A 23,810-nucleotide genomic window follows, 5' to 3' on the forward strand; every position below is an offset into this window, starting at 1 on the left:
CTTAATAAGACAAGTTTTTTTAAGTATTGACAGGAGGCCCTCCCGGCGCCGAGGTTTGCGCCCACGACCCCGCCGCGGGTCCGATCGCGGTGCCATAACGACAGGCGTTCCCGAACGCGGAACGCGCGCATCCAACGGAGGAACGAAATGCAGAAGCGTATTCTCATGGCCGGTATCTCGGCCGCGGCCTGCATCACGGCGGCCACCTCGGCCTCCGCGGTCGAAATCGAGTACTGGCAGTACATCTACGACACCCGCGTCGAGGCGATGGACCAGCTCATCGAGAACTTCGAGGAAGCCAACCCCGACATCACGGTCAAGCAGGTCACCTTCCCCTACGCCGACTACCAGACCCGCATCGTCGCCGCGAACATGGCGCGCAAGGGGCCGGACGTCATGCAGCTCTTCTACGGCTGGGCGGACAAGTTCATCGAGGGCAACCTCATCCAGCCGCTGCCGGAGGACACCTTCCCGGCGGCGCAGATCGAGGAAGAGTTCTTCCCCATCGTCTCCGCCATGAAGCGCGACGGCGAGTATTACGGCCTGCCGACGGCAGTGCGCTCGCTCGCGCTCTTCTGGAACAAGGATCTCTTCGAGGAGGCCGGCATCGACGGCCCGCCCGAGACGCTGGACGAGCTCGTGGAATACGGCAAGGAACTCGCCGTCAAGAACGACGCCGGCAACTTCGAGACCGTTGGCCTCACGCTCGACATGGCCGGTCAGGATCACCAGTGGTGGCGCGAAGTGCTCGTCCGGCAGATGGGCGGCGTGCCCTACAACGACGATTACAGCCAGGTCACCTACGACGATGACGCGGCCGGCGCCGAAGCGCTGGAGTTCTACACCAACCTCCAGACGGAACACGGGATCGGCGCCGCCGGCTTCATGGACGAGGGGCAGGCCGCCTTCCGCGCCGGCCGCGCGGCCATGACGATCGACGGCACCTTCCGCCTCGGCTCGTTCAACAGCATCGAGGACTTCGAATGGGGCGTGGCCGAGCTTCCGGCCAACGAAGAAGGCGTTCAGTCCAACTACGCCAGCTACTTCGCCAACGCGATCGGCAGCAGCGCCGAGGGCGAGGAGCTCGAGGCCTCCATCAAGTTCCTCGAGTACATTTCCTCCGACGAGGCAATGCAGATCTGGCTCGAGGTCGTGGGTGAGCTTCCGGCCCGCCGCGATGCCGCGATGACGGACGCGAACATGAATGACCCGATCTACGGGCCCTTCCTGGCCGCACTTCCCTACGCGCACACCACGCTTTTCGTGGACGAGGCCGCGCAGCGCCAGACCGCCATCGACATGGCGAACCGCGTCTTCCTGCAGGGCCAGTCCCCGGCCGATTCCGTGGCCGAGGCCGCCGAGCAGGAACAGGCCATCATCGACGACGCCCGCGATTGAGCATCGCACTCGAGCCGTCCCGGAACACTCCGGGGCGGCTCATGACCCTGCGGAGGTGAAGCATGGTCCACCCGACCGAATCCGATACCATCCCCACGCACCCGGTCCAGCCCGCTCCGCGCCTGTCCATGCGGACGCGCAGCGCGATCTGGGTCTGGAGCTTCCTGGCGATCCCGGTGCTCTTTTATTGCGTGATCCGGTTCTACCCGACGTTCAATGCGTTCTGGCTGTCGCTGACGGACTGGGACCTGATGTCGGACGCCGAGTTCATCGGCTTCGAGAACTACCGCCGGATGTTCGCCGATCCCGGGTTCTGGCAGACCTTCCGCAACACCTTCGCATACCTCATCTACGGCACGCCGATCAGCCTTTTGATCGCCTTCGTCGTTGCCTACTACCTCGACCGGGTCCGCTTCGCGCACAACTTCCTGCGCGCGCTCTACTTCATGCCCTACATCACGACCGCCGCGGCGATGGCCTGGGTCTGGCGCTGGTTCTACCAGCCGCCGCCGACGGGCCTCATCAACAGCGCGCTGGGTGAGCTCGGCTTCGGGCAGATCGAGTTCCTGGGCTCCACCACCAACGCGCTGCCCGCGATCATGGTGACGGCAATCTGGGCGGGCCTCGGCTTTCAGATCATCATCTTCATGGCCGGCCTGCGCGCCATTCCGGACACCTATTACGAGGCGGCCCGGATCGACGGGCTCGGCGAATGGACGATCCTGAGGAAGATCACGCTGCCGCTGCTGAAGCCGACCACCGTCTTCCTCGTGGTGTTCATCTCCATCGCCTTCCTGCGGATCTTCGATCAGGTCTACAACATGACCACGAACGATCCCGGCGGGCCGCTCGGCTCGACCAAGCCGCTCGTGCTGATGATCTACCAGACCGCCTTCTCCTCCTACGACATGGGCTATGCCGCCGCGCAGACGGTCGTGCTCTTCACGATCCTGCTCGTGGTGTCGCTCCTGCAGCTCTGGATACTGAGGGACCGCGCATGAGCTCCGTCACCGAAACGCCCGGGACCGGCCTTCCGATGTCCCGCATCAATCCCAAGGCCATCGTCCGCTGGACGATCCTCTTCATCGGCGGCGTGCTGATGGTCACGCCGCTGCTCTACATGTTCTCCACGTCGCTGAAGACGCCGGGGCAGATCTACGACCTGCGCCTGATCCCGTCCGCGCCCACGCTCGCGAACTACATGGAGGTGCTCCGCGAGGGGGACTTCATGCGGTGGTTCATCAACTCCTCGATCGTCGCCGTTGTCGTCACCGCCTCGAACCTCTTCTTCGACAGCCTCGTCGGCTACACCCTGGCCAAGTTCAAGTTCCGTGGTCGCCGCTTCGTCTTCATCGCCATCCTCTCGACGCTGATGATCCCGACGGAGATGCTCGTGATCCCGTGGTACCTGATGTCCGCGCAGTTCGGCTGGCTGGATACTTACTGGGGCATCATGTTCCCCGGCATGACGACGGCCTTCGGCACGTTCCTGATGAAGCAGTTCTTTGAGACGGTCCCGGACGACTTCCTCGAGGCGGCGCGCATCGACGGGATGAACGAGTTCACCATCTGGTGGAAGATCGCCATGCCGCTGGTCACGCCGGCCCTGTCGGCGCTCGCGATCTTCACCTTCCTCGGCAACTGGACCGCCTTCTTCTGGCCGCTGATCGTGACGACCAGCAAGGAACTCTACACGCTGCCCATCGGCCTCACCTCCTTCGCGGTGGAACAGGCGATCCGCTGGGAGATGATCATGACGGGCGCCGCGCTTGCGACGATCCCGACGCTGGTGATCTTCCTGGTGCTGCAGCGCTTCATCGTCCGCGGCGTGATGCTGGCGGGGCTCAAGGGATGACCATGACCGACCCACGCCAGAGCGACGACAGTCGCTTCCCCGATCCCGTCTACCGCCGCACCGTCCTCGCGCCGCTGTTCGACCATGCCCGCACCGACCACGCGGAGGGCTTTCGCCGCATCGACCGCGCGCATCTCGTGATGCTCGCCGAGTGCGGTATCGTCGAGCCCGCCACCGCCGGTAAGATCGCCCGCGCGCTGGAGGAGATCGACGCCGAGGTCGATCCCGGAGCGCTCGAATATACCGGCGAGGTCGAGGATTACTTCTTTCTCGTGGAGGCGGAGCTGAAGGCGCGCCTCGGTCCCGATACGGGCGGCTGGCTCCATACTGCCCGATCCCGCAACGACATCGACCACACGCTGTTCAAGATCGCGCTCAAGGAGCATCTGGACGGGATGCTGACGCAGGCGAGGGCGCTTCTCGAGGCGCTGATCGGCACGGCACGGCGGGAATCGGCGACCATCATCGTCGCCTACACCCACGGTCAGCCCGCCCAGCCGACCACGCTCGGACATTATCTCTCCGCGGCGATCGAGGTCCTCATCCGGGATATCGAACGGCTGGAGGCGGCGCGTGCGACCTGCGACCTCTGCTCCATGGGCGCGGCCGCGATCACCACGTCCGGTTTCCCGGTGGACCGCGCTCGCGTCGCCCATCTCCTCGGCTTCGCGGCGCCCCAGCGCAATTCCTACAGTTGCATCGCGGCGGTGGACTACACGACCGGGGCCTATTCGGCTGTCGAGCTTCTGTTCCTTCACCTCGGGCGTCTGATCCAGGACCTGCAATTCTGGTCCGCCTTCGAGGTCGGCCAGATCTACGTCCCGAACGCCTTCGTGCAGATCTCGTCCATCATGCCGCAGAAGCGCAACCCGGTGCCGATCGAGCACATGCGCCACCTCTCCAGCCAGACGGTCGGCCGGGCGCGGATGATGAAGGACATCATGCACAACACCCCCTTCACCGACATGAACGACAGCGAGGGCGAGAGCCAGGCGGCAGGCTACAGCGCCTTTGCCAGCGGCGGACGGGTGCTCGACCTCTTGGCCGCCTTCGTGGGCGCGCTGAAGGTCGACGGGGCCCGCGTGGACGCGAACATCCGGCGCTCCTGCATCACGATCACGGAGCTCGCCGATACGCTGGTGCGGCGCGAGGGGCTCTCCTTCCGGCAGGCCCACGAGATCGCGGCGGCGACGGCGCGGGACGTGGTGGCGCGGGGCGCGGACCTGCCCTCGGGCTACGCGGCCTTCTCCGCGGCCTTCGAAGAGGCGACGGCCCGCGCGCCCGAGCTTGACGAAGCGGCCTTCCGCGAGGCCGCGTCCCCTGAACATTTCGTGGCGGTCCGAACCCGGTATGGCGGTCCGGCCCCCGAGCCCACGGCCGAAGCTCTGGCTGCATACGAGGCCGCGCTCGGCGGGTTCGCCCGGGCAGCCAGCGACAGGACCGATCACGAGGCGGCCGCCGCGGCCGAACTCGACAAGAAATTCTCCGAACTGCTGGAGGTGAGGTGATGGCGACGATCTCGCTCAAGAATCTGACGAAGACCTACGGCAAGGTGGAGGTCATCCACGGGATCGACCTCGAGATTGCAGACGGAGAGTTCGTCGTCTTCGTCGGGCCCTCCGGCTGCGGCAAGTCGACGACGCTGCGCATGGTTGCGGGGCTGGAAGAGGTCTCGGGTGGTGAGATCCGCATCGGCGATCGCGTGGTGAACGAACTCGACCCGAAGCAGCGCAACATCGCGATGGTCTTCCAGAACTACGCGATCTACCCGCACATGACCGTCCGCGAGAACATCGCCATCGGGCTCTACACGCAGAAGCTGGACAAGGCGGAGAAGGCGCGCCGCGTCGAGAACGCCGCGGAGATCCTGGGCCTGACGAAATTCATCGATCGCCGCCCCGCAGCGCTCTCGGGCGGCCAGCGCCAGCGCGTCGCGATGGGGCGCGCCATGGTCCGCGATCCGGCCGCGTTCCTCTTCGACGAGCCCCTGTCCAACCTCGACGCGCAGCTGCGCGCGCAGATGCGGATCGAGATCAAGGCCCTGCACCAGCGACTGGGCTCCACCATCGCCTACGTGACGCACGACCAGGTCGAGGCGATGACCATGGCGGACCGGATCGTGGTGATGAAGGACGGTCACATTCTCCAGCAGGGCCGCCCGATGGAGATCTACAGCAATCCCGTCGATGTCTTCACGGCCCGCTTCATCGGCACGCCCTCGATGAACGTCATCTCCTCCGGTCAGGCTGGAGGCGAATTCGGCGGGGATGGCGGGACGCCCGTCCTGCTCGGCGTGCGGCCGCAGGACCTTCATGTCGGCCCCGATGCGGGCGAGGGCCACGCCCTTTCACTGTCCGGCCCCGTGACCGCCGTCGAGCCGCTCGGTCCCGAGACGCTCGTCCACTTCCAGCTCGGCGATGACACCGTCATCGGCACCGCGCCCGCCACGGAGATCCCCGAGGTCGGCAGCACCGTGACAGCCCATGCGGGCAGGGCTCACCTTCACCGCTTCGATGCGAAGACGGAGAAGGCGCTGGAGAGACGGTGATGCAGGTTTCGTCCCCGCTTCCCGGCCTCGGCGATCTGCCGCAGGCCGCGCGCCGCGCGCTCGGCACCCTCCTGGCGGATCTCGGGGGGGCAGCAGAGGCGCGCGAGTGCGACGAGCTCGCCGCGGCCGGGTGGATCCGGCAGGGAGGCGCACTCGATCCTTCCCGCGCGCTGCTCCTCGCCACCGATATCGGCGGCACCAAGGCTCAGACCGCTCTGTGCGACCTGGACGGCACCGTGCTGGCTGAAACGAAGGCCCCGACGAGCGAGGCCGGCGGGCTCGCCCTGATCGACCAGATCCTGTCGCAGCGGGATCTGCTCCTGACAGAAACCGGTTCCGGGCCCTCGCGCATCGCGGCCGCCGGGATCGGCCTTCCCGCCTCCATCCACCCCGCAACGGGGCGCCTCCATCGCGGGCCCAACATCGACGACCTCGAGACCCACGATCTCGTCCACCTCTTCGGCGATGCCCTCAGGGTGCCGGTCGCGGTCGAGAACGACGTGAACATGGCGGCGCTCGGCGAAAGCTGGCGCGGGGCGCCCCCGCGCGGCGACTGCTCCGTCTTCATCGCCATCGGCACCGGGATCGGCATGGGGACGGTGGTGCGGGGCGAACTCCTGCGCGGCGCCAGCGGTGCGGCGGGGGAGGTCGCGGCCCTGCCCATCGGCGCCGATCCGTTCGACCGGGCAACCTTCCGCAACGGGGCCCTCGAGAGCGCCATTTCGAGCGCGGCGCTGCTGGAGGATTACCGGGCCCGGGGCGGGACCGCCGAGGGAACGCTGAAAGACCTATTCGCCCTCGGCCCGGACCCGGCCTTCGCCGCTGTCATCGACCGGCTGGCGACGCTGGTGGCGCAGGCGATCCTCTCGATCTGCTCGATCCTCGATCCCGGCCGTGTCGTTCTCGGCGGCAGCGTCGGCTCCCGCCCGGAACTCCTCGCGCTGCTCGAGGAGAAACTAGCCCTGTGCATGCCGGAGCCGCCCGAATGCCGGATCAGCACGCTGGGGAACCGCGCCGGCGTCGTCGGTGCGGCCCGCGCCGCCCGTCTGAGACTGGCGCAGACCCTGTCATGACCCACGCTCCCAAGCTGACTATCCTCGATGACGGCGATGCCGTCGCCTCCGAAGCTGCCCGGACGATCGCGGCAGTGATCGCCGCCACTCCCGGCGCCGTCCTCGGCCTTGCCACGGGCCGCACGCCGCTGGCCGTCTATGCCAGATTGCGGGAGGACGTGGCGGCGGGAAAGCTGAGCTTCGAGGGGGTTCGCAGCTTCAACCTCGACGAGTATCTCGGCCTGCCGCCGGAGCACCCGGCGAGCTACCACAGCTACATGCGCCGCGAGTTCTTCGATCACGTCGATCTGTGCGCCGGCGACTGGCATCTGCCAGACGGCATGGCGGACGATCCGGCGGCGGCGGGCGGGCGCTACGAGGTGGCAATCCGAAAGGCCGGCGGAATCGACCTGCAACTCCTCGGAATCGGAGAGAACGGGCATATCGGCTTCAACGAGCCGGGTGCGCCCTTCGACAGCCGGACCCGGAAAGTCGCGCTCGCCGCGTCGACGATCGCGGCCAACGCCTCCGAATTTCCGGACGGTCAGACACCGCCGTCGCACGCGCTGACCATGGGCATCGCCACGATCCTCGAGGCGCGTCGCATCGTCCTGCTGGCGACGGGTCCCAAAAAGGCGAAAGCCCTCGGGGCGATGCTGTCGGGGCCGGTCGATCCGGCGGTTCCCGCCTCCGCCCTCAGGCTGCACCCGGCGGTCACGATCCTGTGCGACGAAGAGGCGGCCTCCTGCCTGCATGACGGGATTGCCGCAGTTCGGTAACCGGCATCCCGGGCGGAAAACCGCGCAATGTTGCAAGGGTTTGGGGCGGCTTCTCTCGCCCATTTCCGTTTTGCAACCTTAAACGGAAACACTTCCCTTTCCGGGAATTGACCTCCGGGCGCTCGCGCGTGAGGGTGGGTCGTTCACGGTTGAACGGAAGGTGAGACATGTTCGCGGTGCGACAGGACCATCTGGTCGGAACGCAGTGGCACCTGGCCCTCTGCAAGCCGAACCAGCACAAGGCCGCGCAACACTCCCTCGAGCGGATCGGGTGCGACGTGTTCATCCCGCGGCATCGGACCGAGCGGCGCTGGCGCGGCAAGGTGATCGTCGAAACGCGGCCGATCTTCGCCGGCTACTTCTTCTTCGCCATGGATCCCGCTCATCCGTCGTGGCCAAAGGTGAAATCGGCGCGCGGCGTTTCCCGCGTCGTGGCATCGGCGTCGGGAGCGCCCGCCATCGTTCCTCCGCAGGTCGTCGCGGGCCTGATGGCGCGATGCGACCCGGAGGGGCTCTTGCAGCCGGAGATCGCCGAGTTCGGGGCCGGCGACCGAATCCGCATCGTCAGCGGCCCGTTCGCGGACTTCGTGACCTCCGTCGAGAGCATCGATTCGGACGCGCGCCTGCATGTCCTGCTGGACCTGCTCGGACGCCCGACACGGGTGCAAGTCGAGCCGGCGTCGGCGAGCCTCCTGCGGGACTGACATGCGCGGCAAGGCGCGGTCACATCTCGCCGTCACCTGAGTCTCAGGGGGGGGGCGACCGGGTCCGACGTCCGGGGCCGGACATCTCGATCCCCAACGGTCCACCGAACCGCATCTTGCGTTGTCTGGAGTCAGTGGTGAGCCGTACAGGATTCGAACCTGTGACCCACTGATTAAAAGTCAGTTGCTCTACCAACTGAGCTAACGGCCCACTCGAGGCGCGGACCTACGGAACGGTGGCGCGGGGGTCAAGTACAAAAACGGTCCCTATGGCGTGGACGTCGCGGCTGCTGTAAGGACCGGCGCCATGCGGGACAGCTTTTCCTCCTCCGGCCTGCGCTTCATGAAGATGCATGGCCTCGGCAACGATTTCGTCGTGATCGACCTGCGGGGCGGTGTCGCCGCGCCGGGCGAGGCGCTCGTGCGCGCCCTTGCGGACCGGCATTTCGGCGTCGGATTCGATCAGCTCGTCCTGATCGAGGCGGCGGAGGACGCCGATGCGCGCATGGTCTTTTACAACGCGGACGGCTCGCTGTCCTCGGCCTGCGGCAACGCGACGCGCTGCGTCGCGCGCCACCTGATGGACGAGACGGGCGCCGATACCGTGACGCTCGAGACCGGCCGCGGGCTGCTTCGATGCGTCGATGCCGGAGGCGGGCTCGTGCGGGTCAACATGGGGGCGCCGCTCCTGGAGTGGGACGCGGTGCCGCTCGCCGGGCCGATGGACACGCTTCACCTGCCGATCGAGGGCGACCCCGTGGCGACGGGCATGGGCAACCCCCATTGCACGTTCTTCGTGGACGATGCCGAGGCGGTGGACCTCGCCCTCTTCGGCGCGGCGCATGAGGCCCATCCGCTCTACCCGGAGCGCACCAATGTCGAGGTCGTGCAGGTCCTGTCCCGGACCGAGATCCGCGTGCGCGTCTGGGAGCGGGGCGCCGGCATCACGCTTGCGTCCGGCTCCTGCTCCTGCGCGGCGGCCGTGGCGGCGGCGCGGCGGGGCCTGACGGAGCGGCGTGTCCTCGTGAGGCTCGACGGCGGCACGCTGGATATCGACTGGCGCGAGGATGGGGTTCACATGACGGGGCCGAGCGCTCACGTGTTCTCGGGAACGCTCACCCCCGCCTTTCTGGAGGCCCTCTGATGGATCGCCGCGCGCCCGTCTTCCACACCCTCGGCTGCCGCCTGAACGCGTACGAAACCGAGGCGATGAAGCGTCTGACGGACGAGGCGGGCCTCGGAGATGCGGTCGTGGTGAATACCTGCGCGGTGACGCAGGAAGCCGTGCGCAAGGCGAGGCAGGATATCCGGCGGCTCCGCCGGGAGAACCCCAACGCCACCGTCATCGTCACCGGCTGCGCCGCGCAGACCGATCCGGACACGTTCGCCGCCATGCCCGAAGTCGATCGCGTCATCGGCAACACCGAGAAGATGGCCCCCCAGACGTGGCGCAGCTTCGCCGCCCCCGACCTCGTCGGAGAGACGGAGCGGGTGCAGGTCGACGACATCATGTCCGTCACCGAGACGGCCGGTCACCTGATCGACGGCTTCGGCACCCGCTCCCGCGCCTACGTGCAGGTCCAGAACGGGTGCGACCATCGCTGCACCTTCTGCATCATCCCCTATGGCCGCGGGAATTCGCGCTCCGTGCCGGCGGGCGTCGTGGTCGACCAGATCCGGCGGCTGCGCGAGAACGGCTTCAACGAGGTCGTGCTGACCGGCGTGGACCTGACGAGTTGGGGAGCGGACCTGCCGGGAACGCCGAAGCTCGGCGATCTTGTTCGCCGGATCTTGAAGCTGGTGCCGGATCTGCCGCGCCTCAGGATCAGCTCCATCGATTCCATCGAGGTGGACGAGGCGCTGATGGAGGCCATCGCGACCGAGCCGCGCCTGATGCCGCACATGCACCTGTCGCTCCAGCACGGGCACGACCTGATCCTGAAGCGGATGAAGCGCAGGCACCTGAGGGACGACGCGATCCGCTTCTGCGAGGAGGCGCGCCGGCTGCGGCCGGACATGGTCTTCGGCGCGGACATCATCGCCGGCTTTCCGACCGAGACGGAGGAGCACTTCGAGGGCTCGCTCCGGCTCGTGGAGGAGTGCGGCCTGACGTGGCTGCACGTCTTCCCGTACTCGGCGCGGCCCGGAACTCCGGCCGCCCGAATGCCCCAGCTTCACGGGCAGCTCGTCAAGGAGCGCGCGGCACGGCTTCGGGAGGCAGGCGCACGGGCCGCCGAGGCGCATCTGTCGGCGCAGGTCGGCCGGACGCATGCGGTGCTGATGGAGAACGCCCGGATGGGGCGGACGGAGCAGTTCGCGGAGGTTCTCTTCTCCGAGGATCGCCCGGTGGGAGACATCGTGTCGGCGACGGTGTCGGGCCACGAGGGCACCCAGCTTCTCGCCTGACCCGCCGGAAGAGTTGCGAAGGCCCCGCGCCGTACCGATCTGTTAGGTCAGCTTGAGGGGAGGAGACGTTCCATGCCGCCGGGACTGCTCGGAACGGGTCACGCGCTGCCAGCGGCGCGCCACACATCGGCCGAACTCGATGCGCGCCTGTCGCTCCCTCCCGGTACGCTCGAAGCGCGGAGCGGCGTGGCCGCGCGGTACCATGTCTCTGGCGACGAGGATCAGATCTCGCTTGGCGCCGCGGCGGCACGGGCCGCGCTCGACGCCGCCGGCGTGGCGCCATCCGGGATCGATCTGGTTCTCTCCGCGTCCGGCATTCCCTACCAGACGCTTCCCGCGACCGCGCCGCTCTACATGCGCGCGCTCGGGATCGAGGACGGCCGGGCGGCGGCCTACGACGTCAACGCCACCTGTCTCTCCTTCCTCGCGGCGTGGGACATGGCGGCGCGGGCCGTGGCGGCGGGGGAGGCGAAGAGGGCGCTCGTGATCTCCTCCGAAATCGCCAGCCGCGCCTTGCCGTGGGAGGCCCAGCCCGACGTCGCCGCGCTTTTCGGGGACGGGGCGGCGGCCGCTGTGATCGGGCCGGGGGAGGGGCCGCGCTTCCTCATGCGGACCTACCCGTCCGCCTACGAATCCTGCGAGATCGGCGCGGGCGGCACGCGGATCGATTACCATGCCGAGCCCGAAACCTTCGCCGCCCATTCCCGCTTCGCCATGGACGGTCCTGCGCTCTTTCGCGTGACGGCGCGGCATTTTCGCGGCTTCGTGGACGCGCTTCTGGCGAAGGCGGGTTGGTCGCTGGACGAGATCGACCTCGTTGTCCCGCATCAGGCCTCTCCCCATGCGCTCGAGCACATGGTCCGGCATCTGGGGCTGCCGGAGGAGCGTGTGGTCGATATCTCGCGGACGCACGGCAACCAGATCGCCGCCTCGATCCCGACCGCGCTCGACATCGCGATCCGGGAGGGCCGGGCCGGAGAGGGCGCGAAGGTGCTGCTCCTCGGCACCTCTGCCGGCGTCTCCTTCGGCGGGCTGGCCCTTGCCCTTTGACGGTCCAGTCATCGTCACCGGCGCCACCGGCTTCCTCGGCGGCGCCGTCCTGCGGCGTCTCGCGGTGGACGGCATCCGGGCGGTGGGTATCGGTCGGGACCGGGGGCGGCTGGGTGGCCTGGCCTCGGAGGGCTTCGAGGTCCGCACCGCCGACCTGACCCGGCCGGAGGAGGTGCGTACGGCCCTTTCGGGAGGAGCTCGCGCCCTGGTCCACTGCGCCGCGCTCTCCGCTCCCTTCGGCCCCCGCGCCGCCTTCGAGCGCGCGAATGTCGTGGCGACCCGAAACGTGCTCGCCGCCGCGCGGGAGGCCGGCACGCGACGGGTCGTCCATATCTCCACCCCCAGCGTCGCCTTCCGGATGGCCGACCAGATCGGCCTCCGGGAGGACGCGCCGTTGCCGCGAGCCATCAATCACTACGCCGCCACCAAGGCCGTGGCCGAGCGTCTCGTTCTCGAAAGCCCGGACCTTGGTCCGGTCATCCTGCGGCCACGCGGGATCTACGGGGCGGGGGACACGGCGCTCCTTCCCCGCCTTCTCCGTGCCGCTGCAACCGGGCCGCTGCCCGAGTTGCGAGACGGTGCCGCACGGATCGACCTGACCCACGTGGAGGATGTCGTGTCCGCCGTGCTCGCGGCGCTCCGGGCCGGGCCGGCGGCGGAGGGGAAGGTGGTCAACGTCTCGGGCGGCGAGGTGCTGCCGGTGCGGACGATCGTGGAGGCAGCCGCGGGACACGCCGGCATCGGCGTTCGCTGGCGGAAGATGCCGCTCGGGCCGGTCCTCGCAGCGGCGCGCCTCTCCGAGGCGGCGGCGCGGATCACCCGGCGGGAGCCCCGCGTCACCCGCTATTCCGCCGGGCTCTTCGCCTATGCCCAATCGCTCGATCTCAGCCGCGCTGCCACTCTCCTGGGCTGGCGTCCGGGCATCCCCTTCGCCGAGGGGCTGGAGCGGACATTCCGATGATCCCGGTCTTCCACACCTCCGCCACCGTCAGCGCGCCTGAGCGGCTCGTACTCCGAGGCGGGCGCTTGACGCGGGTCCCCTTGCGTGTGCGGTGGGGGCTTGCCGAGCATCCGGAGGCGGGGCTCGGCCTGATCGATCTTGGCTACGGACCGGCTCTCTTCGGGCAACGGGGCGCGCTCGGGATCTATGCCAAGCTGCTGAGGCCCCGTCTCCTCCGCGGAGGAACCTGGCAGGAGGTGCTGGCGGAGAAGGGGGCGCAGCCCGGGGACGTCTCTTGGGTCCTTCTCACTCATCTGCACGCCGATCACGTCTGCGGCCTGCCGGACCTCGCACATGCCCGCATCTTCGCTCCCGGCGTCACGCCGGGCCTGCGCCACGGTGTGTTTCCGGCGCTTCTGCCGCGGGACTGGCCCGCCTGCCGGACTGCGTACGAAACCTTGCCGCACCGTCCCGCCCCGCACGGCCTGCCGGAGGGCGCGGATGTCTTCGGGGACGGCTCCTGCCTCGCAGTTCCACTGCCCGGCCATGCCGCGGGGCAACGGGGGCTGGTCTTCACGCGGTGCGATCCCCCGCTTCTCTATGCGGCAGACGTGCAATGGTGCGTCGCCGGTCTCGCGCCGGGCCGGGCGCCCGGTGCGCCAGCGATGTGGGTCGCTGATGACAGGCACGCGGCAAGGGAGAGCACGCAGGCCGTCCGCCGGTTCGCCGATGGGGGCGGGGATGTCGTGCTCTGTCATGAGCCCGGCAAAGGGAGGCACGACGCATGATCCTCCGGGCTGCCGCCTCCTACGCCCTGACCGCCAGGGTCACGCGCCCCGGCCTCTCCCGCGCGCGCTTCGAGGCGTGGCAGGCGCGGCGGCTCGCCCGCTGGCTCACTCGCGATCTGCCCCGCGCGCCGTTCTACGCAAAAGCCCCCGACCGTCTCACCGACCTGCCCGTCACCGACAAGGCGATCCTCATGGCCGATTTCGTGGCCTTCAACTCCCGCGGCGTGACGGCAGAGGCGGCATGGGACGCCATCGAGGACGACAGCCGGATCGGAGACCTCACCGTCGGCGCGAGCACGGGCACCAGCGGCAACAAGGGCCTCTACGTCATCGACGAGGCGGAGCGGGCGGACTGGCTCGGCGCGATCCTCGCAAAGGCTCTGCCGGACATCTGGCGGCGGGCGGAGCGGGTGGCGATCCTCCTGCCGACCCATACTCGCCTCTACGACGCGGCCAACGGCGCCGGGCGCACCCGCCTTCGGTTCTTCGATCTGAAGGCGGGTCCGGGCGCCTGGGAGAACGACCTCGTCCGGTTCGCGCCGACCACGCTGGTCGCGCCGCCCTCCGTCCTCATGCATCTTGCCGGGCGGATGGCGCCGCCCCGCCGCTGCTTTTCGGCCGGCGAGGTGCTGGATCCCGCCGATCGCCCGGCCATCGAAGACTGGCTCGGCGGGACGCTGGGGCAGATCTACATGGCGACGGAGGGGCTGCTCGGCGTCACCTGCCCGCATGGCACGCTGCACCTTGCCGAAGACGCGACGCTGTTCGAATTGGAACCGGCGGGAGAGGGCCTCGTTTCCCCGCTCGTGACTGGCTTCCGGCGACACGTGCAGATCATGGCGCGGTATCGGATGAACGATCTTCTGCGCCTGTCCGAGGCTCCGTGTCCCTGCGGCTCCCCGCTTCTGGCGGTGGAGGAGGTGGTGGGCCGGATGGACGATGCGCTCCGGATCGGAGGCGTGCTTCTGACGCCGGATATCCTGAGGAACGCCGTCATCGGGGCGGACCGGCGGATTTCGGATTTCAGGCTGGAGCAGACAGGGCCCGAGACGTTGCGGTTGTCGCTGGAGGCGCACGCGCCAGAGGACGCCAAGCGCGAGGCGGCTGGTGCTCTGGAGGGGCTGCTGGCCGGGCGCGGGATCTCGGCCTCGGTCGAAGTGCGAGAGGGGTGGCCCGCGGAGGCGCCCGGAGAGAAGCGCCGCCGCGTGCGTCGCGCACTGCCGTGAGCTTCTTCGACGCCCTCAACTTCACCTCCTCGAATGAGGATGGCGCGACCGAGGTCGAGGCCCTCACGCAGGACGGCCCGCCCGCGCGCGTCCTGTGCCTGACCGGCAGCGGGGGGCGGCCGCTCGACATGCTGATGGCGGATCCCGGCGAGGTCGTCGCGCTCGATCTGAACCCGGCGCAGAACGCGCTCCTTCGGTTGAAGATCGCGGCATTCCGGGCATTGGACGATTCGGAGATCCCGGCCTATCTCGGGATCGCTCCGGCTGAGACCCGCGCCGCGCTCCATGCCCGCGTCCTGCAGGCGATGGAGAGCGAGGGGCGCGCCTTCTGGGAGCCGCGCGAACGACTGGCTTTGGGCGGTGTCTGGTATGCCGGGCGGTGGGAGAAGGTCCTGCGAATCGGCGCGCGGCTGAACGGGCTGTACCGGGGCCGGGCGATCGCGCGCCTCTTCGCGGCGGGTGGCGTAGAGGAGCAGGCGGCGATCTGGGAGCGCGACTTCGACGATCGGCTCTGGCGCGGGGCGATCCGCCTTCTGGCGCGGCGCTGGGTCTGGACGCGGATCGTCGGAGAGCCGGGAGGCGCCTTTCTGCCCTCACCGGCCCTGGTGGAGCAGCGACTGGCCGGCGCCTTCCGTCGCGCCTCGGCCCGGTTCCTGTTTCGCGACAGCGACTTCGCCTCCCTGATCCTGAGGGGGCGGCACGACGCTGCCGCGCTGCCGCTGCATCTGCGCCCCGAGGCCATCGCCCTCACCCGCCAAAGGCTGGACCGGATCCGCATCGTCACCGGCGGGATCGGGGATCTGGGGCAGGGGGCGCTCTCCGGGTTCGACGCCTTCTCCCTCTCCGATTTCGGCTCGTATACCGATGCCGCCACGCATGCCGCGCTCTGGGAGAGGATCGCTGCGGCCGCCACGCCGGGCGCGCGCTACGCGGAGCGGACGTTCCTGAACGAACTGCCGCGGCCCGCACACGCGGAGGAAGATCCGGCCCTCTCCGCGCACCTCTCCGAATGCGACCGGGCCATCGTCTACCGGATCCACGCGGGGCGGATCCCTGGCGGCCGGGGTTTCACCGGCTGACGCAGGGGACTACAGATGGCCGCAACGCTCACTTGATGGAGGCCACGACATGACGACCCGGTCGAACTCGCTGGCGCAGGCGGATCTCGCCACCGCGCTTCACCCCTACACCGATGCGCGCGCCCACGAGCAGCGCGGTCCGCTCATCATCGAGCGGGGCGAGGGGGTGCGCGTCTTCGACAGCGAGGGACGCGACTACATCGAGGCGATGTCCGGCCTGTGGTCCGTGGCACTTGGCTTCTCCGAGGAGCGCCTGGTGAAGGCCGCGACGGCGCAGATGGAGAAGCTGCCCTATTACCACTCCTTCACCCACAAGGCGCACGAGCCCTCGATCCGGCTCGGCGAGAAGCTCGTTGAGATGGCGCCCGAGGGGCTGACCCGCGTTTTCTTCACCAATTCGGGCTCCGAGGCGAACGACACCGTCATCAAGATGGTCTGGTTCATGAACAACGCCCTCGGCCGGCCGAAGAAGAAGAAGTTCCTGGCGCGGACGAAGGGGTATCACGGCATCACCATCGCCTCGGGCAGCCTCACCGGCCTGCCGAACAATCACCGCGATTTCGACCTGCCGGCCATCCCGGTCGTGCACCTGACCTGTCCGCACCATTACCGCTTCGGCCATGAGGGCGAGAGCGAGCAGGACTTCGCGAAGCGCCTGATCGCGGAGGCGGAGGAGACGATCCTGCGCGAGGATCCGGACACCATCGCCGCCTTCATCGGCGAGCCCCTGATGGGCGCCGGCGGCGTCATGCCCCCGCCCGAGGGCTACTGGGACGGCATCGCCGCCCTGTGCAAGAAGTACGACATCCTGCTCGTCGCCGACGAGGTCATCAACGGCTTCGGCCGCCTCGGAACGACGTTCGGCTGCCAGAAGTACGGCTTCACGCCGGACATCCTCGTCACCAGCAAGCAGCTCACCTCCTCCTATCTGCCGCTCGCGGCGATCCTGTTCTCGGAGAAGGTCTACGACGCCATCGCCGACAACACCCACACCATCGGCACCTTCGGCCACGGCTACACCGCCACCGGCCACCCGGTCGCCACGGCGGTGGGGCTGGAGAACCTCGCGATCATCGAGGAGCGGGATCTGGTCGGCAACGCGGCCCGGATGGGCGAGCGCCTGCAGGAGGGCCTCGCGATCCTGAAGGATCATCCGCTCGTCGGCGAAGTGCGCGGCGCGGGCCTCATCGCGGGGGTCGAGCTGGTGGCGGACAAGGCGAAGAAGACCCCGTTCGATCCCATCGGCAAGGTCGGCACACGCGCCTTCGAGATCGGCCACGAGGAAGGGCTCATCATCCGCAATGCCGGCGACACGCTCGCCCTCTGCCCGCCGCTCATCGTGACCGAGGAGGACGTGGACGCGATCCTCGCGCGTCTCACCCGCGTCATCGACCGGACATGGGAGTGGGTGCAGGCCGAGGGCCTGAAGGGCTGAACCCACGAAGGGCCGGAGCGGGGACAGACCCCTCGCCCCGGCCCTTCGCGACGCAATCTCCAAAGGAGCGCCCATGCGTAACCTGATCAAATGGGCGCTCATCCTCGGAACGCTCGGCCTCGCGGCCGTATCTTTCGTCGCGCTCATCGAAACCAACCGCTGGTGGATCCGGATGACGGATTTCCCGCGGCTGCAATATGCCATCGGGCTTCTTGTCCTGCTGGTTCTCATCGGCATGGCCCGCACCGTTCCCGTCCGGGTGCGCGCGACGCTCGCGGCCGCAGCGCTTGCGGCTCTGGCCTACAACGCGGTGAAGATCGGTCCCTATTTCCTCGGCACGCGCGGGGAGCTGGCTTCCTGCGAGCCGGACCGCCAGATCTCGGTCATGGTCGCGAACGTGCAATTGCGGAACCGCGATGCGGGCGGTCTTCTTAGCCTCGTCCGGGACCGTTCGCCCGATCTTCTGCTCGCCCTCGAAACCAACGAGTGGTGGGACGAGGAGCTGTCCGCACTGAGCGAAGAGATGCCCCATACGGTCTCGGAGATCACCGGGAGCTATTTCGGGATGCACCTGTTCTCCCGGCTGCCGCTGTCCCGAACGGAGACCATCTACCCCGTGGAGCAGGACGCCCCCGCCATCCTCGCGACGGTCACGCTTCCTTCAGAGGACACCGTGCGCTTCATCGGGCTGCATCCCCGGCCGCCGCATCCGGGGCAATCCTCGACCGGGCGGGACGCCGAGCTCATGTGGGCCGCGCTTCGGGCGCGGGAGGCGGGGCCGGGTGTGATCCTTGCCGGGGACATGAACGCGACGCCCTGGGAGCGGACGGTGGAGCGGACCCAGCGGATCGGCGCGCTGATCGACCCTCGGGACGATTCGGGATTCCTTCCGACCTACGATGCGAAATCCTGGTGGATGTCATGGCCGCTCGATCAGGTCCTGCACGGAAGCGGCCTGTCCGTCATGGAGATGGAGGTCCTCCCCGGTTTCGGTTCGGACCACTACCCCGTCGAGGTCACGCTCTGTCATCGCCCGTCCGGGCGGGAGGCGCCCGAGCTGCGGCCGGACGACATGTCCGAAGCGCGCACCACGCTGGACGCCGCGCTTGAAGGCCCGGCCGAGGCGCATTGACGCGCTCCTCCAGGCCGCCCCCGCGAAACAAAAAGCGCCGGGCCCGCCTCGACGGGTCCGGCGCTTTCATGCTGTCCCGTCGTCCGGCAGGTGCCCGAGAGGACGTGCCGGGGCGCGCCTTCAGAAGCTGTAGCTCAGACCGATGTTGAGCGCGTTCGTCACGATGTCCGTCTTCAGCTCGCCGCCATTGTCGAGATCGGCGGTGTTGGAGGAGTAGGTCACCTTGTACTCCCCGAAGACCGACCAGGACTCGGCAAGCGCGTAGGACGCGCCGGCCATCAGCGCGACGGCGGGACCGGTCACCTGGTACTCGAAGGTGTCGGAGCCGTTGCGCTCGACCTCGACATGAGGAACCGAGAGGCCGGCGCCCGCCCCGACATAGGGCGTGATGGCACCGGAGGCGAACTGGCCCGGCCAGCGATAGAAGACGTTGGCCGTCAGGAAGTTGATGCCGTCCGTCATCTCGAGCTGGTCGAAGCCTTCATCCTCGAGCGTGTCGTCGGAAGCGTAGACCTTGGAGTGGTCGAGCTCGATGCCGAAGCCGAGATTCGCCGAACGCCACCACGTCGCGCGGATGCCGTAATGCGGCGGCGCCTCGCCCGAACGGCCTTCCCAGTCCGCGAGGAAGTTGAAGTCCTCGGTGCCGTCATCGCCCTCGACGCGGCTGTGAGGGGCGTCCTGGATGCCGCCGTAGAAGCTGAGCTCGATCTCGGCGGCGGCAGGCAGGACGGTGAGGCCCGTGACAAGGACAGCAGCCGAGGCGGCGATGGAGAGATTGCGCATGTGTCATGTCCTGTTGGGAAGAAGCTGACATTTCCACTGCGATTAGCACAAGGCGGCGGCGTTGTAAGGGCGCAACTGAACGGGGGTGACGCGAGAGGTTGCGACCCTTTGGCGCCGCCACAATCGCAATTGGCGACTGGACGGAGGCGCCCCGTCGGCATAAACCCGCCCCGACCCGCCCGTGGAGTGTTTCCCCGGAGCGATGACGGATGGGCCCTCTCAGGGGCCATTGAGACGAAGAGGCCCCAACGGGCGGGGCCAGCCAAGGAGAGGAGCTTTTCCTTGTCCCACGCCGACGATTCGCACACCGCCACTCGACGGGATTTCCTGTATTACGCAACTGCGGGCGCAGGGACGGTCGCCGTTGGTGCGGCCGTCTGGCCGCTCGTGAACCAGATGAACCCCTCTGCAGACGTTCAGGCCCTGAGTTCGATCCGGGTCGACGTCTCCTCCGTGGAGCCGGGCACCCAGCTGACGGTCCAGTACCTCGGCAAACCGGTGTTCATCCGGCGCCGCACCGAGGAGGAGATCGAGGCCGCGCGCGCCGTCGATCTGTCCGACCTGCAGGACCCGGTGGCCCGCAACGCCAATATCGACGTGGCCGCCCCGGCGACCGATCCCAACCGCGCCCTGCCGCCTCCGGGCGACGAGGGCAGCGAGGAATGGCTCGTGATGATGGGTGTCTGCACCCATCTCGGCTGCGTCCCGCTCGGTGACGGTGCCGGCGATTTCGGTGGATGGTTCTGCCCGTGCCACGGCTCGCACTACGACACCGCCGGCCGTATCCGCCGCGGTCCCGCACCCGAGAACCTTCCGATCCCGGTCGCCGGGTTCGACGGCGAAACAACAATCGTTCTGGGCTGAGGGGGGAGACGCCATGTCAGGTATTCCGCACGACCATTACGAGCCCAGGACCCGGGGCGAGCGCTGGCTGAACGGCCGCCTCCCGGTGATCGGTCTGCTCTACGACACACTCATGATCCCCACCCCACGCAACCTGAACTGGATGTGGATCTGGGGCATCATTCTCGTCTTCTGCCTCGCGCTGCAGATCGTCACCGGCATCGTGCTGGTGATGCACTACACGCCGCATGTCGACATGGCCTTCGCCTCCGTCGAGCACATCATGCGCAACGTGAACGGCGGCTTCATGCTGCGGTACATGCATGCCAACGGCGCGTCCCTGTTCTTCATCGCGGTCTATGCCCACATCTTCCGCGGCCTCTACTACGGCTCCTACAAGGCGCCGCGTGAGGTCACGTGGATCATCGGCATGCTCATCTATCTTCTGATGATGGGCACGGCGTTCATGGGCTACGTCCTGCCCTGGGGCCAGATGTCCTTCTGGGGCGCCACCGTGATCACCGGCCTGTTCGGCGCGATCCCCTTCATCGGCGAGAGCATCCAGACGTGGCTCCTCGGCGGACCCGCCGTCGACAACGCCACGCTGAACCGCTTCTTCAGCCTTCACTACCTGATGCCGTTCCTCATCGCCGGTCTCGTGATCGTCCATATCTGGGCGTTCCACTCCACCGGCAACAACAACCCCACCGGGGTCGAGGTGCGGCGCACGTCCAAGGAGGAGGCCGAGAAGGACACGCTCCCGTTCTGGCCCTACTTCGTGCTCAAGGACCTGTTCGCCCTAGCCGTGATCCTGGTGATCTTCTTCGCCGTGGTCGGCTTCATGCCGAACTACCTCGGACACCCCGACAACTACATCGAGGCGAACGCCCTCTCGACGCCGTCGCACATCGTGCCCGAATGGTACTTCCTGCCGTTCTACGCGATCCTGCGGGCCTTTACCGGCGACGTGTGGATCGTCATCGCGGCGAACTGGATCACCTTCGGCCTCGTTGATGCGAAGTTCTTCGGCGTGCTCGCCATGTTCGGCGCGATCGCGGTCATGGCCCTGGCGCCGTGGCTCGACACCTCCTCTGTGCGCTCCGGACGCTATCGTCCGATGTTCAAGTGGTGGTTCGCAGGCCTCGTCGTCGACTTCTTCGTCCTGATGTGGTGCGGCGCCATGCCGGCCGAGGAGCCCTACGCCTCGATCTCGCTCGTCGCGTCGGCCTACTGGTTCGGTTACTTCCTCGTGGTCCTGCCGCTGCTCGGCGTCTTCGAGAAGCCGCTGCGCCAGCCCGCCACCATCGAGGACGACTTCGCCGCTCACTATCCCGGCGAAACCCACGAGAGCTCCACGAGCGGGCTCGTGCCCGGCGCGAAGAGCCCGGCGGAATGATCGGAAAGGACGATTTCGCGATGTTTCGACCCCTGACCATCGCGGCGGTCCTCGCCGCAGGTGTCGCCTTGCCGGTTGCCGCTCAGGAGAGTGACGCCGACCAACCCTCCCGGCCCGTCCTACAGGTGGCGCCGTCCACCGTGACGCCGCAGGCGGACGCCGAAGCGGCGCCGTCTGACGCGGACGATGTCGACGCCGCACCGGACACCACGGACGGCGAAGACGCTGCCGAAGAGGAGCCCGCGGAAGACGCGGCGACCCTCGACGCGGCGGACGAGGCGCCCGAGGCCGACGCTGACGAGGCCACGGACGCCGAGGTGACCGAAGAGGCCACCGAAGAGCCCGAGGCCACGGACGCCGAGGCGACCGAAGACGCCGCTGAAGAGCCCGAGGGCACCGAAGAGGCAGACTCGGGCGCAGACGAGGCTGTCGCCGAAGAGGGCGATGACGCTGGCGCCGAAGATGGCGAAGAGACCTCTCCCGCGCTCGAAGCTGCCGAACAAGGCAGCGCCGAGGGCATCGAGGCTGGCGAAGAGCATGCAGCCGAGGGCCACGAGGACGACGAGGCGCATTCCGAAGGCGGCGGGCACGACAGTCACGTCGTGAACTACGACTTCTCGTTCGAGGGGCCGTTCGGCGCCTACGACCAGATGCAGCTTCAGCGGGGCCTCCAAGTCTACACCGAGGTCTGCTCTGCCTGTCACGGTCTGCGCTATGTTCCCTTCCGCACGCTGAGTGCCGAGAGCGGTCCGGGCCTTCCGGAAGATCAGGTTCGCGCCTACGCGGCATTTTACGAGGTGTTCGATCCGGATCTCGACGATTTCCGCACGGCGACCCCGCCGGATCACTTCCCGCCGTCCTCCCTCGAGAACGCGCCGGACCTGTCGCTGATGGCGAAGTCCCGGACCGGCTTCCACGGCCCCGCCGGCACCGGTATCTCGCAGTTCATCAACGGGATCGGCGGTCCGGAATACGTCACGACACTTCTCACGCACTATACCGGTGAGGAGTACGAGCAGGCCGGCACGATCCTCTACGGCAACGAGACCTTCCCCGGCGGCCGCATCGCGATGCCCCCGCCGCTCTCCGACGGGCTGGTCGAGTACGAGGACGGGACGCCCGCGACCGTCGAGCAGATGGCGCTCGATGTCACGGCCTTCATGATGTGGACGGCCGAGCCGAAGCTGATGGAGCGCAAGCGGGTCGGCTTCGTCGCGGTGATCTTCCTCGGCCTCCTCGCGGTTCTGCTCTACCTGACGAACAAGCGGGTCTGGGCGCCGATCAAGCATCGCTACAAAGGTGACGGAGAGGCGTAAGTCCCCTCCATCCGCCGAGTTTCGAGGGGCGCTCCGAAGGGAGCGCCCCTTTTTCGTAGGCCCCCGCGCGTGGAGCCCTCCGCGGTGTGGTATGTTTCAGTCAGGACGACATGACCCCCGCTCCCCTCGCCCTTCTCGGTGCGGCCCATCCCCACGTCGCGGATTATCTCCGTGTGATCGCGGAGGACGGAACCGCGCGCATCACCCACGTCTGGGACGATGAACCAGATCTCCGGGGCGAGGTGGCGCGCGCGAGCGGGGCACTGATCTGCCCGCCGGAGGATTTCCCGCCGGATCTCGCCGGGATCCTCATATGCTCCGAAACGCGCCACCATGCGCGGGATGTCGATGCCGTCCTCCGCCTCGGCTGCCCGCTCTTCGTCGAAAAGCCGCTGGCGATCGACCCCGATCCCGTCGCCCGCCGCATCGTGGACGGCGGCACCCGGTTCCACACCGGTTTCTTCCTGCGAACCTATCCTGCCTTGGCCGAGCTCGCCCATCGGCTTCGGGCCGGCGCGCTCGGGGAGGTGTCCTTCGCGCGTATCCGGTTCACCCATGACGGCCTTCGTGCGGGATGGCTGCCCGAGTCGCACTGGCTTGCCGATCCCGAACGCGCCAGCACGAGCCCGTTCGGCGATCTCGCTCTGCACGCGGTCGATCTGCTATCCTGGCTCGGCCTTGGGCCTTTAGATTCGGGCCATCTTCGCCAAATCTCCATCCTGGGACGGGGCATTGCCGACACGGGCATTGCGACCCTCCCCCTCCGCTCCGGCATCGCGGAGATAGAGACAGGCTGGGCGGACCTGCGAACACGGCTCGACATCGAGGTCCTCGGAACTCGCGGCGGGGCGTGGTGCGAAGACGGCACGCTTCTCTTGCGCGAAGGTGACGGGCCCGCGATCCAACTCGGCCGGCTCGTTCCCGATGCCGGGCGGGGGATCCGCCCCTTCCTGCATGCCATCGGGACGGGCAACTGGGAGGGCTGCGTCTCCCCCGCGGACGCGATCCGTGCCTCGAATGTCATAGCCCGGCTTGAGAGACGAGCACCGGCCAAGTAAGTCTCCGGGACGCGGCAACAGG

The 23,810-nt window shown here is 68.1% G+C and carries 22 protein-coding genes and 1 tRNA gene; 21 read left to right on the forward strand and 2 right to left on the reverse strand.

What is annotated here, in order from left to right:
* Nucleotides 1–147 precede the first annotated feature (147 nt).
* The 8 genes from DQG15_RS10805 to DQG15_RS10840 all read left to right on the forward strand — a co-directional run bounded on the left by DQG15_RS10805 (nt 148) and on the right by DQG15_RS10840 (nt 8,336).
* Nucleotides 148–1,398 carry an extracellular solute-binding protein gene (locus DQG15_RS10805; protein ID WP_116085164.1) on the forward strand — a complete coding sequence of 417 codons (1,251 nt, stop codon included), beginning with the start codon at nt 148–150 and terminating at the stop codon, nt 1,396–1,398.
* Nucleotides 1,399–1,460: 62 nt separating this feature from the next.
* Entirely contained in the window at nt 1,461–2,399 is a 939-nt protein-coding gene (locus tag DQG15_RS10810) for a carbohydrate ABC transporter permease (protein WP_116085166.1), read from the forward strand.
* Between the two features lie 35 nt (nt 2,400–2,434).
* Nucleotides 2,435–3,253 carry a carbohydrate ABC transporter permease gene (locus DQG15_RS10815; RefSeq protein ID WP_198665140.1) on the forward strand — a complete coding sequence of 273 codons (819 nt, stop codon included), beginning with the start codon at nt 2,435–2,437 and terminating at the stop codon, nt 3,251–3,253.
* A 2-nt stretch (nt 3,254–3,255) separates the two neighbouring features.
* Nucleotides 3,256–4,761, forward strand: coding sequence for an argininosuccinate lyase (gene argH / locus DQG15_RS10820; protein ID WP_370454179.1), 1,506 nt, complete (start codon nt 3,256–3,258; stop codon nt 4,759–4,761).
* Entirely contained in the window at nt 4,761–5,801 is a 1,041-nt protein-coding gene (locus DQG15_RS10825; protein WP_116085171.1) for an ABC transporter ATP-binding protein, read from the forward strand. The genes argH and DQG15_RS10825 overlap by 1 nt, the downstream gene beginning before the upstream one ends.
* Nucleotides 5,801–6,874 carry an ROK family protein gene (locus DQG15_RS10830; RefSeq protein WP_116085172.1) on the forward strand — a complete coding sequence of 358 codons (1,074 nt, stop codon included), beginning with the start codon at nt 5,801–5,803 and terminating at the stop codon, nt 6,872–6,874. The genes DQG15_RS10825 and DQG15_RS10830 overlap by 1 nt, the downstream gene beginning before the upstream one ends.
* Nucleotides 6,871–7,632, forward strand: coding sequence for a glucosamine-6-phosphate deaminase (gene nagB, locus DQG15_RS10835; protein WP_116085174.1), 762 nt, complete (start codon nt 6,871–6,873; stop codon nt 7,630–7,632). Before DQG15_RS10830 ends, nagB begins: the two co-directional genes overlap by 4 nt.
* 167 nt (nt 7,633–7,799) lie before the next feature.
* Nucleotides 7,800–8,336, forward strand: a complete 537-nt coding sequence (locus DQG15_RS10840) for a transcription termination/antitermination protein NusG (RefSeq protein ID WP_116085175.1) — start codon at nt 7,800–7,802, stop codon at nt 8,334–8,336.
* A gap of 135 nt (nt 8,337–8,471) precedes the next feature.
* On the opposite strand, the gene DQG15_RS10845 is transcribed toward DQG15_RS10840, so the two are convergent.
* Nucleotides 8,472–8,547, reverse strand: a tRNA-Lys gene (locus DQG15_RS10845).
* Nucleotides 8,548–8,643: 96 nt separating this feature from the next.
* Between DQG15_RS10845 and dapF the strand changes: the two genes are divergently transcribed.
* The 9 genes from dapF (at nt 8,644) to DQG15_RS10890 (ending at nt 18,392) form a co-directional block, all read left to right on the forward strand.
* Nucleotides 8,644–9,480 (forward strand): diaminopimelate epimerase, encoded by an 837-nt coding sequence (dapF, locus tag DQG15_RS10850; protein WP_232830803.1) that lies wholly within the window; start codon nt 8,644–8,646, stop codon nt 9,478–9,480.
* A complete protein-coding gene (mtaB, locus tag DQG15_RS10855) occupies nt 9,480–10,742 on the forward strand; it encodes a tRNA (N(6)-L-threonylcarbamoyladenosine(37)-C(2))-methylthiotransferase MtaB (protein WP_116085177.1) in 1,263 nt (420 codons plus the stop codon). The genes dapF and mtaB overlap by 1 nt, the downstream gene beginning before the upstream one ends.
* Before the next feature lie 72 nt (nt 10,743–10,814).
* Nucleotides 10,815–11,792 carry a 3-oxoacyl-[acyl-carrier-protein] synthase III C-terminal domain-containing protein gene (locus tag DQG15_RS10860; protein WP_116085178.1) on the forward strand — a complete coding sequence of 326 codons (978 nt, stop codon included), beginning with the start codon at nt 10,815–10,817 and terminating at the stop codon, nt 11,790–11,792.
* Nucleotides 11,782–12,753, forward strand: coding sequence for an NAD(P)-dependent oxidoreductase (locus DQG15_RS10865; protein ID WP_198665130.1), 972 nt, complete (start codon nt 11,782–11,784; stop codon nt 12,751–12,753). Before DQG15_RS10860 ends, DQG15_RS10865 begins: the two co-directional genes overlap by 11 nt.
* Nucleotides 12,750–13,520: an MBL fold metallo-hydrolase gene (locus DQG15_RS10870; protein ID WP_116085182.1), complete on the forward strand. Its 771-nt coding sequence runs from the start codon at nt 12,750–12,752 to the stop codon at nt 13,518–13,520. The genes DQG15_RS10865 and DQG15_RS10870 overlap by 4 nt, the downstream gene beginning before the upstream one ends.
* Nucleotides 13,517–14,746 carry a CoF synthetase gene (locus tag DQG15_RS10875; protein WP_116085183.1) on the forward strand — a complete coding sequence of 410 codons (1,230 nt, stop codon included), beginning with the start codon at nt 13,517–13,519 and terminating at the stop codon, nt 14,744–14,746. Before DQG15_RS10870 ends, DQG15_RS10875 begins: the two co-directional genes overlap by 4 nt.
* Complete coding sequence (locus DQG15_RS10880) at nt 14,743–15,825, forward strand: DUF3419 family protein (RefSeq protein WP_116085595.1); 1,083 nt, start codon at nt 14,743–14,745, stop codon at nt 15,823–15,825. The genes DQG15_RS10875 and DQG15_RS10880 overlap by 4 nt, the downstream gene beginning before the upstream one ends.
* Nucleotides 15,826–15,874: 49 nt before the next feature.
* The gene (locus DQG15_RS10885) at nt 15,875–17,260 is read left to right on the forward strand and encodes an aspartate aminotransferase family protein (protein WP_116085185.1); all 1,386 of its coding nucleotides are present in this window, start codon (nt 15,875–15,877) and stop codon (nt 17,258–17,260) included.
* A gap of 73 nt (nt 17,261–17,333) precedes the next feature.
* A complete protein-coding gene (locus DQG15_RS10890; protein WP_116085187.1) occupies nt 17,334–18,392 on the forward strand; it encodes an endonuclease/exonuclease/phosphatase family protein in 1,059 nt (352 codons plus the stop codon).
* A gap of 120 nt (nt 18,393–18,512) precedes the next feature.
* Here DQG15_RS10890 and DQG15_RS10895 read toward each other — a convergent pair whose 3' ends face one another.
* Nucleotides 18,513–19,175 (reverse strand): outer membrane protein, encoded by a 663-nt coding sequence (locus tag DQG15_RS10895; RefSeq protein WP_116085188.1) that lies wholly within the window; start codon nt 19,173–19,175, stop codon nt 18,513–18,515.
* Nucleotides 19,176–19,457: 282 nt separating this feature from the next.
* Here DQG15_RS10895 and petA point away from each other — a divergent pair, with 282 nt between their 5' ends.
* The 4 genes from petA (at nt 19,458) to DQG15_RS10915 (ending at nt 23,788) form a co-directional block, all read left to right on the forward strand.
* Nucleotides 19,458–20,039 carry a ubiquinol-cytochrome c reductase iron-sulfur subunit gene (petA, locus tag DQG15_RS10900; protein ID WP_116085190.1) on the forward strand — a complete coding sequence of 194 codons (582 nt, stop codon included), beginning with the start codon at nt 19,458–19,460 and terminating at the stop codon, nt 20,037–20,039.
* Between the two features lie 13 nt (nt 20,040–20,052).
* Nucleotides 20,053–21,414 (forward strand): cytochrome b, encoded by a 1,362-nt coding sequence (petB, locus tag DQG15_RS10905; protein ID WP_116085191.1) that lies wholly within the window; start codon nt 20,053–20,055, stop codon nt 21,412–21,414.
* A 20-nt stretch (nt 21,415–21,434) separates the two neighbouring features.
* On the forward strand, nt 21,435–22,730 hold the full coding sequence (locus DQG15_RS18790; protein ID WP_116085596.1) for a cytochrome c1: 1,296 nt from the start codon (nt 21,435–21,437) through the stop codon (nt 22,728–22,730).
* A gap of 110 nt (nt 22,731–22,840) precedes the next feature.
* A complete protein-coding gene (locus tag DQG15_RS10915) occupies nt 22,841–23,788 on the forward strand; it encodes a Gfo/Idh/MocA family protein (RefSeq protein ID WP_116085193.1) in 948 nt (315 codons plus the stop codon).
* Nucleotides 23,789–23,810 lie beyond the last annotated feature (22 nt).

Source organism: Tropicimonas sp. IMCC34011 (assembly GCF_003390865.1).
GTDB lineage: Bacteria > Pseudomonadota > Alphaproteobacteria > Rhodobacterales > Rhodobacteraceae > Tropicimonas_B.

Coding starts and splice junctions, on each gene's coding strand:
- DQG15_RS10805 (WP_116085164.1), top strand. CDS start 148: ATGCAGAAGCGTATTCTCATGGCCGGTATCTCGGCCGCGGCCTGCATC.
- DQG15_RS10810 (WP_116085166.1), top strand. CDS start 1,461: ATGGTCCACCCGACCGAATCCGATACCATCCCCACGCACCCGGTCCAG.
- DQG15_RS10815 (WP_198665140.1), top strand. CDS start 2,435: ATGTCCCGCATCAATCCCAAGGCCATCGTCCGCTGGACGATCCTCTTC.
- argH (WP_370454179.1), top strand. CDS start 3,256: ATGACCGACCCACGCCAGAGCGACGACAGTCGCTTCCCCGATCCCGTC.
- DQG15_RS10825 (WP_116085171.1), top strand. CDS start 4,761: ATGGCGACGATCTCGCTCAAGAATCTGACGAAGACCTACGGCAAGGTG.
- DQG15_RS10830 (WP_116085172.1), top strand. CDS start 5,801: ATGCAGGTTTCGTCCCCGCTTCCCGGCCTCGGCGATCTGCCGCAGGCC.
- nagB (WP_116085174.1), top strand. CDS start 6,871: ATGACCCACGCTCCCAAGCTGACTATCCTCGATGACGGCGATGCCGTC.
- DQG15_RS10840 (WP_116085175.1), top strand. CDS start 7,800: ATGTTCGCGGTGCGACAGGACCATCTGGTCGGAACGCAGTGGCACCTG.
- dapF (WP_232830803.1), top strand. CDS start 8,644: ATGCGGGACAGCTTTTCCTCCTCCGGCCTGCGCTTCATGAAGATGCAT.
- mtaB (WP_116085177.1), top strand. CDS start 9,480: ATGGATCGCCGCGCGCCCGTCTTCCACACCCTCGGCTGCCGCCTGAAC.
- DQG15_RS10860 (WP_116085178.1), top strand. CDS start 10,815: ATGCCGCCGGGACTGCTCGGAACGGGTCACGCGCTGCCAGCGGCGCGC.
- DQG15_RS10870 (WP_116085182.1), top strand. CDS start 12,750: ATGATCCCGGTCTTCCACACCTCCGCCACCGTCAGCGCGCCTGAGCGG.
- DQG15_RS10875 (WP_116085183.1), top strand. CDS start 13,517: ATGATCCTCCGGGCTGCCGCCTCCTACGCCCTGACCGCCAGGGTCACG.
- DQG15_RS10885 (WP_116085185.1), top strand. CDS start 15,875: ATGACGACCCGGTCGAACTCGCTGGCGCAGGCGGATCTCGCCACCGCG.
- DQG15_RS10890 (WP_116085187.1), top strand. CDS start 17,334: ATGCGTAACCTGATCAAATGGGCGCTCATCCTCGGAACGCTCGGCCTC.
- DQG15_RS10895 (WP_116085188.1), bottom strand. CDS start 19,175: ATGCGCAATCTCTCCATCGCCGCCTCGGCTGCTGTCCTTGTCACGGGC.
- petB (WP_116085191.1), top strand. CDS start 20,053: ATGTCAGGTATTCCGCACGACCATTACGAGCCCAGGACCCGGGGCGAG.
- DQG15_RS18790 (WP_116085596.1), top strand. CDS start 21,435: ATGTTTCGACCCCTGACCATCGCGGCGGTCCTCGCCGCAGGTGTCGCC.
- DQG15_RS10915 (WP_116085193.1), top strand. CDS start 22,841: ATGACCCCCGCTCCCCTCGCCCTTCTCGGTGCGGCCCATCCCCACGTC.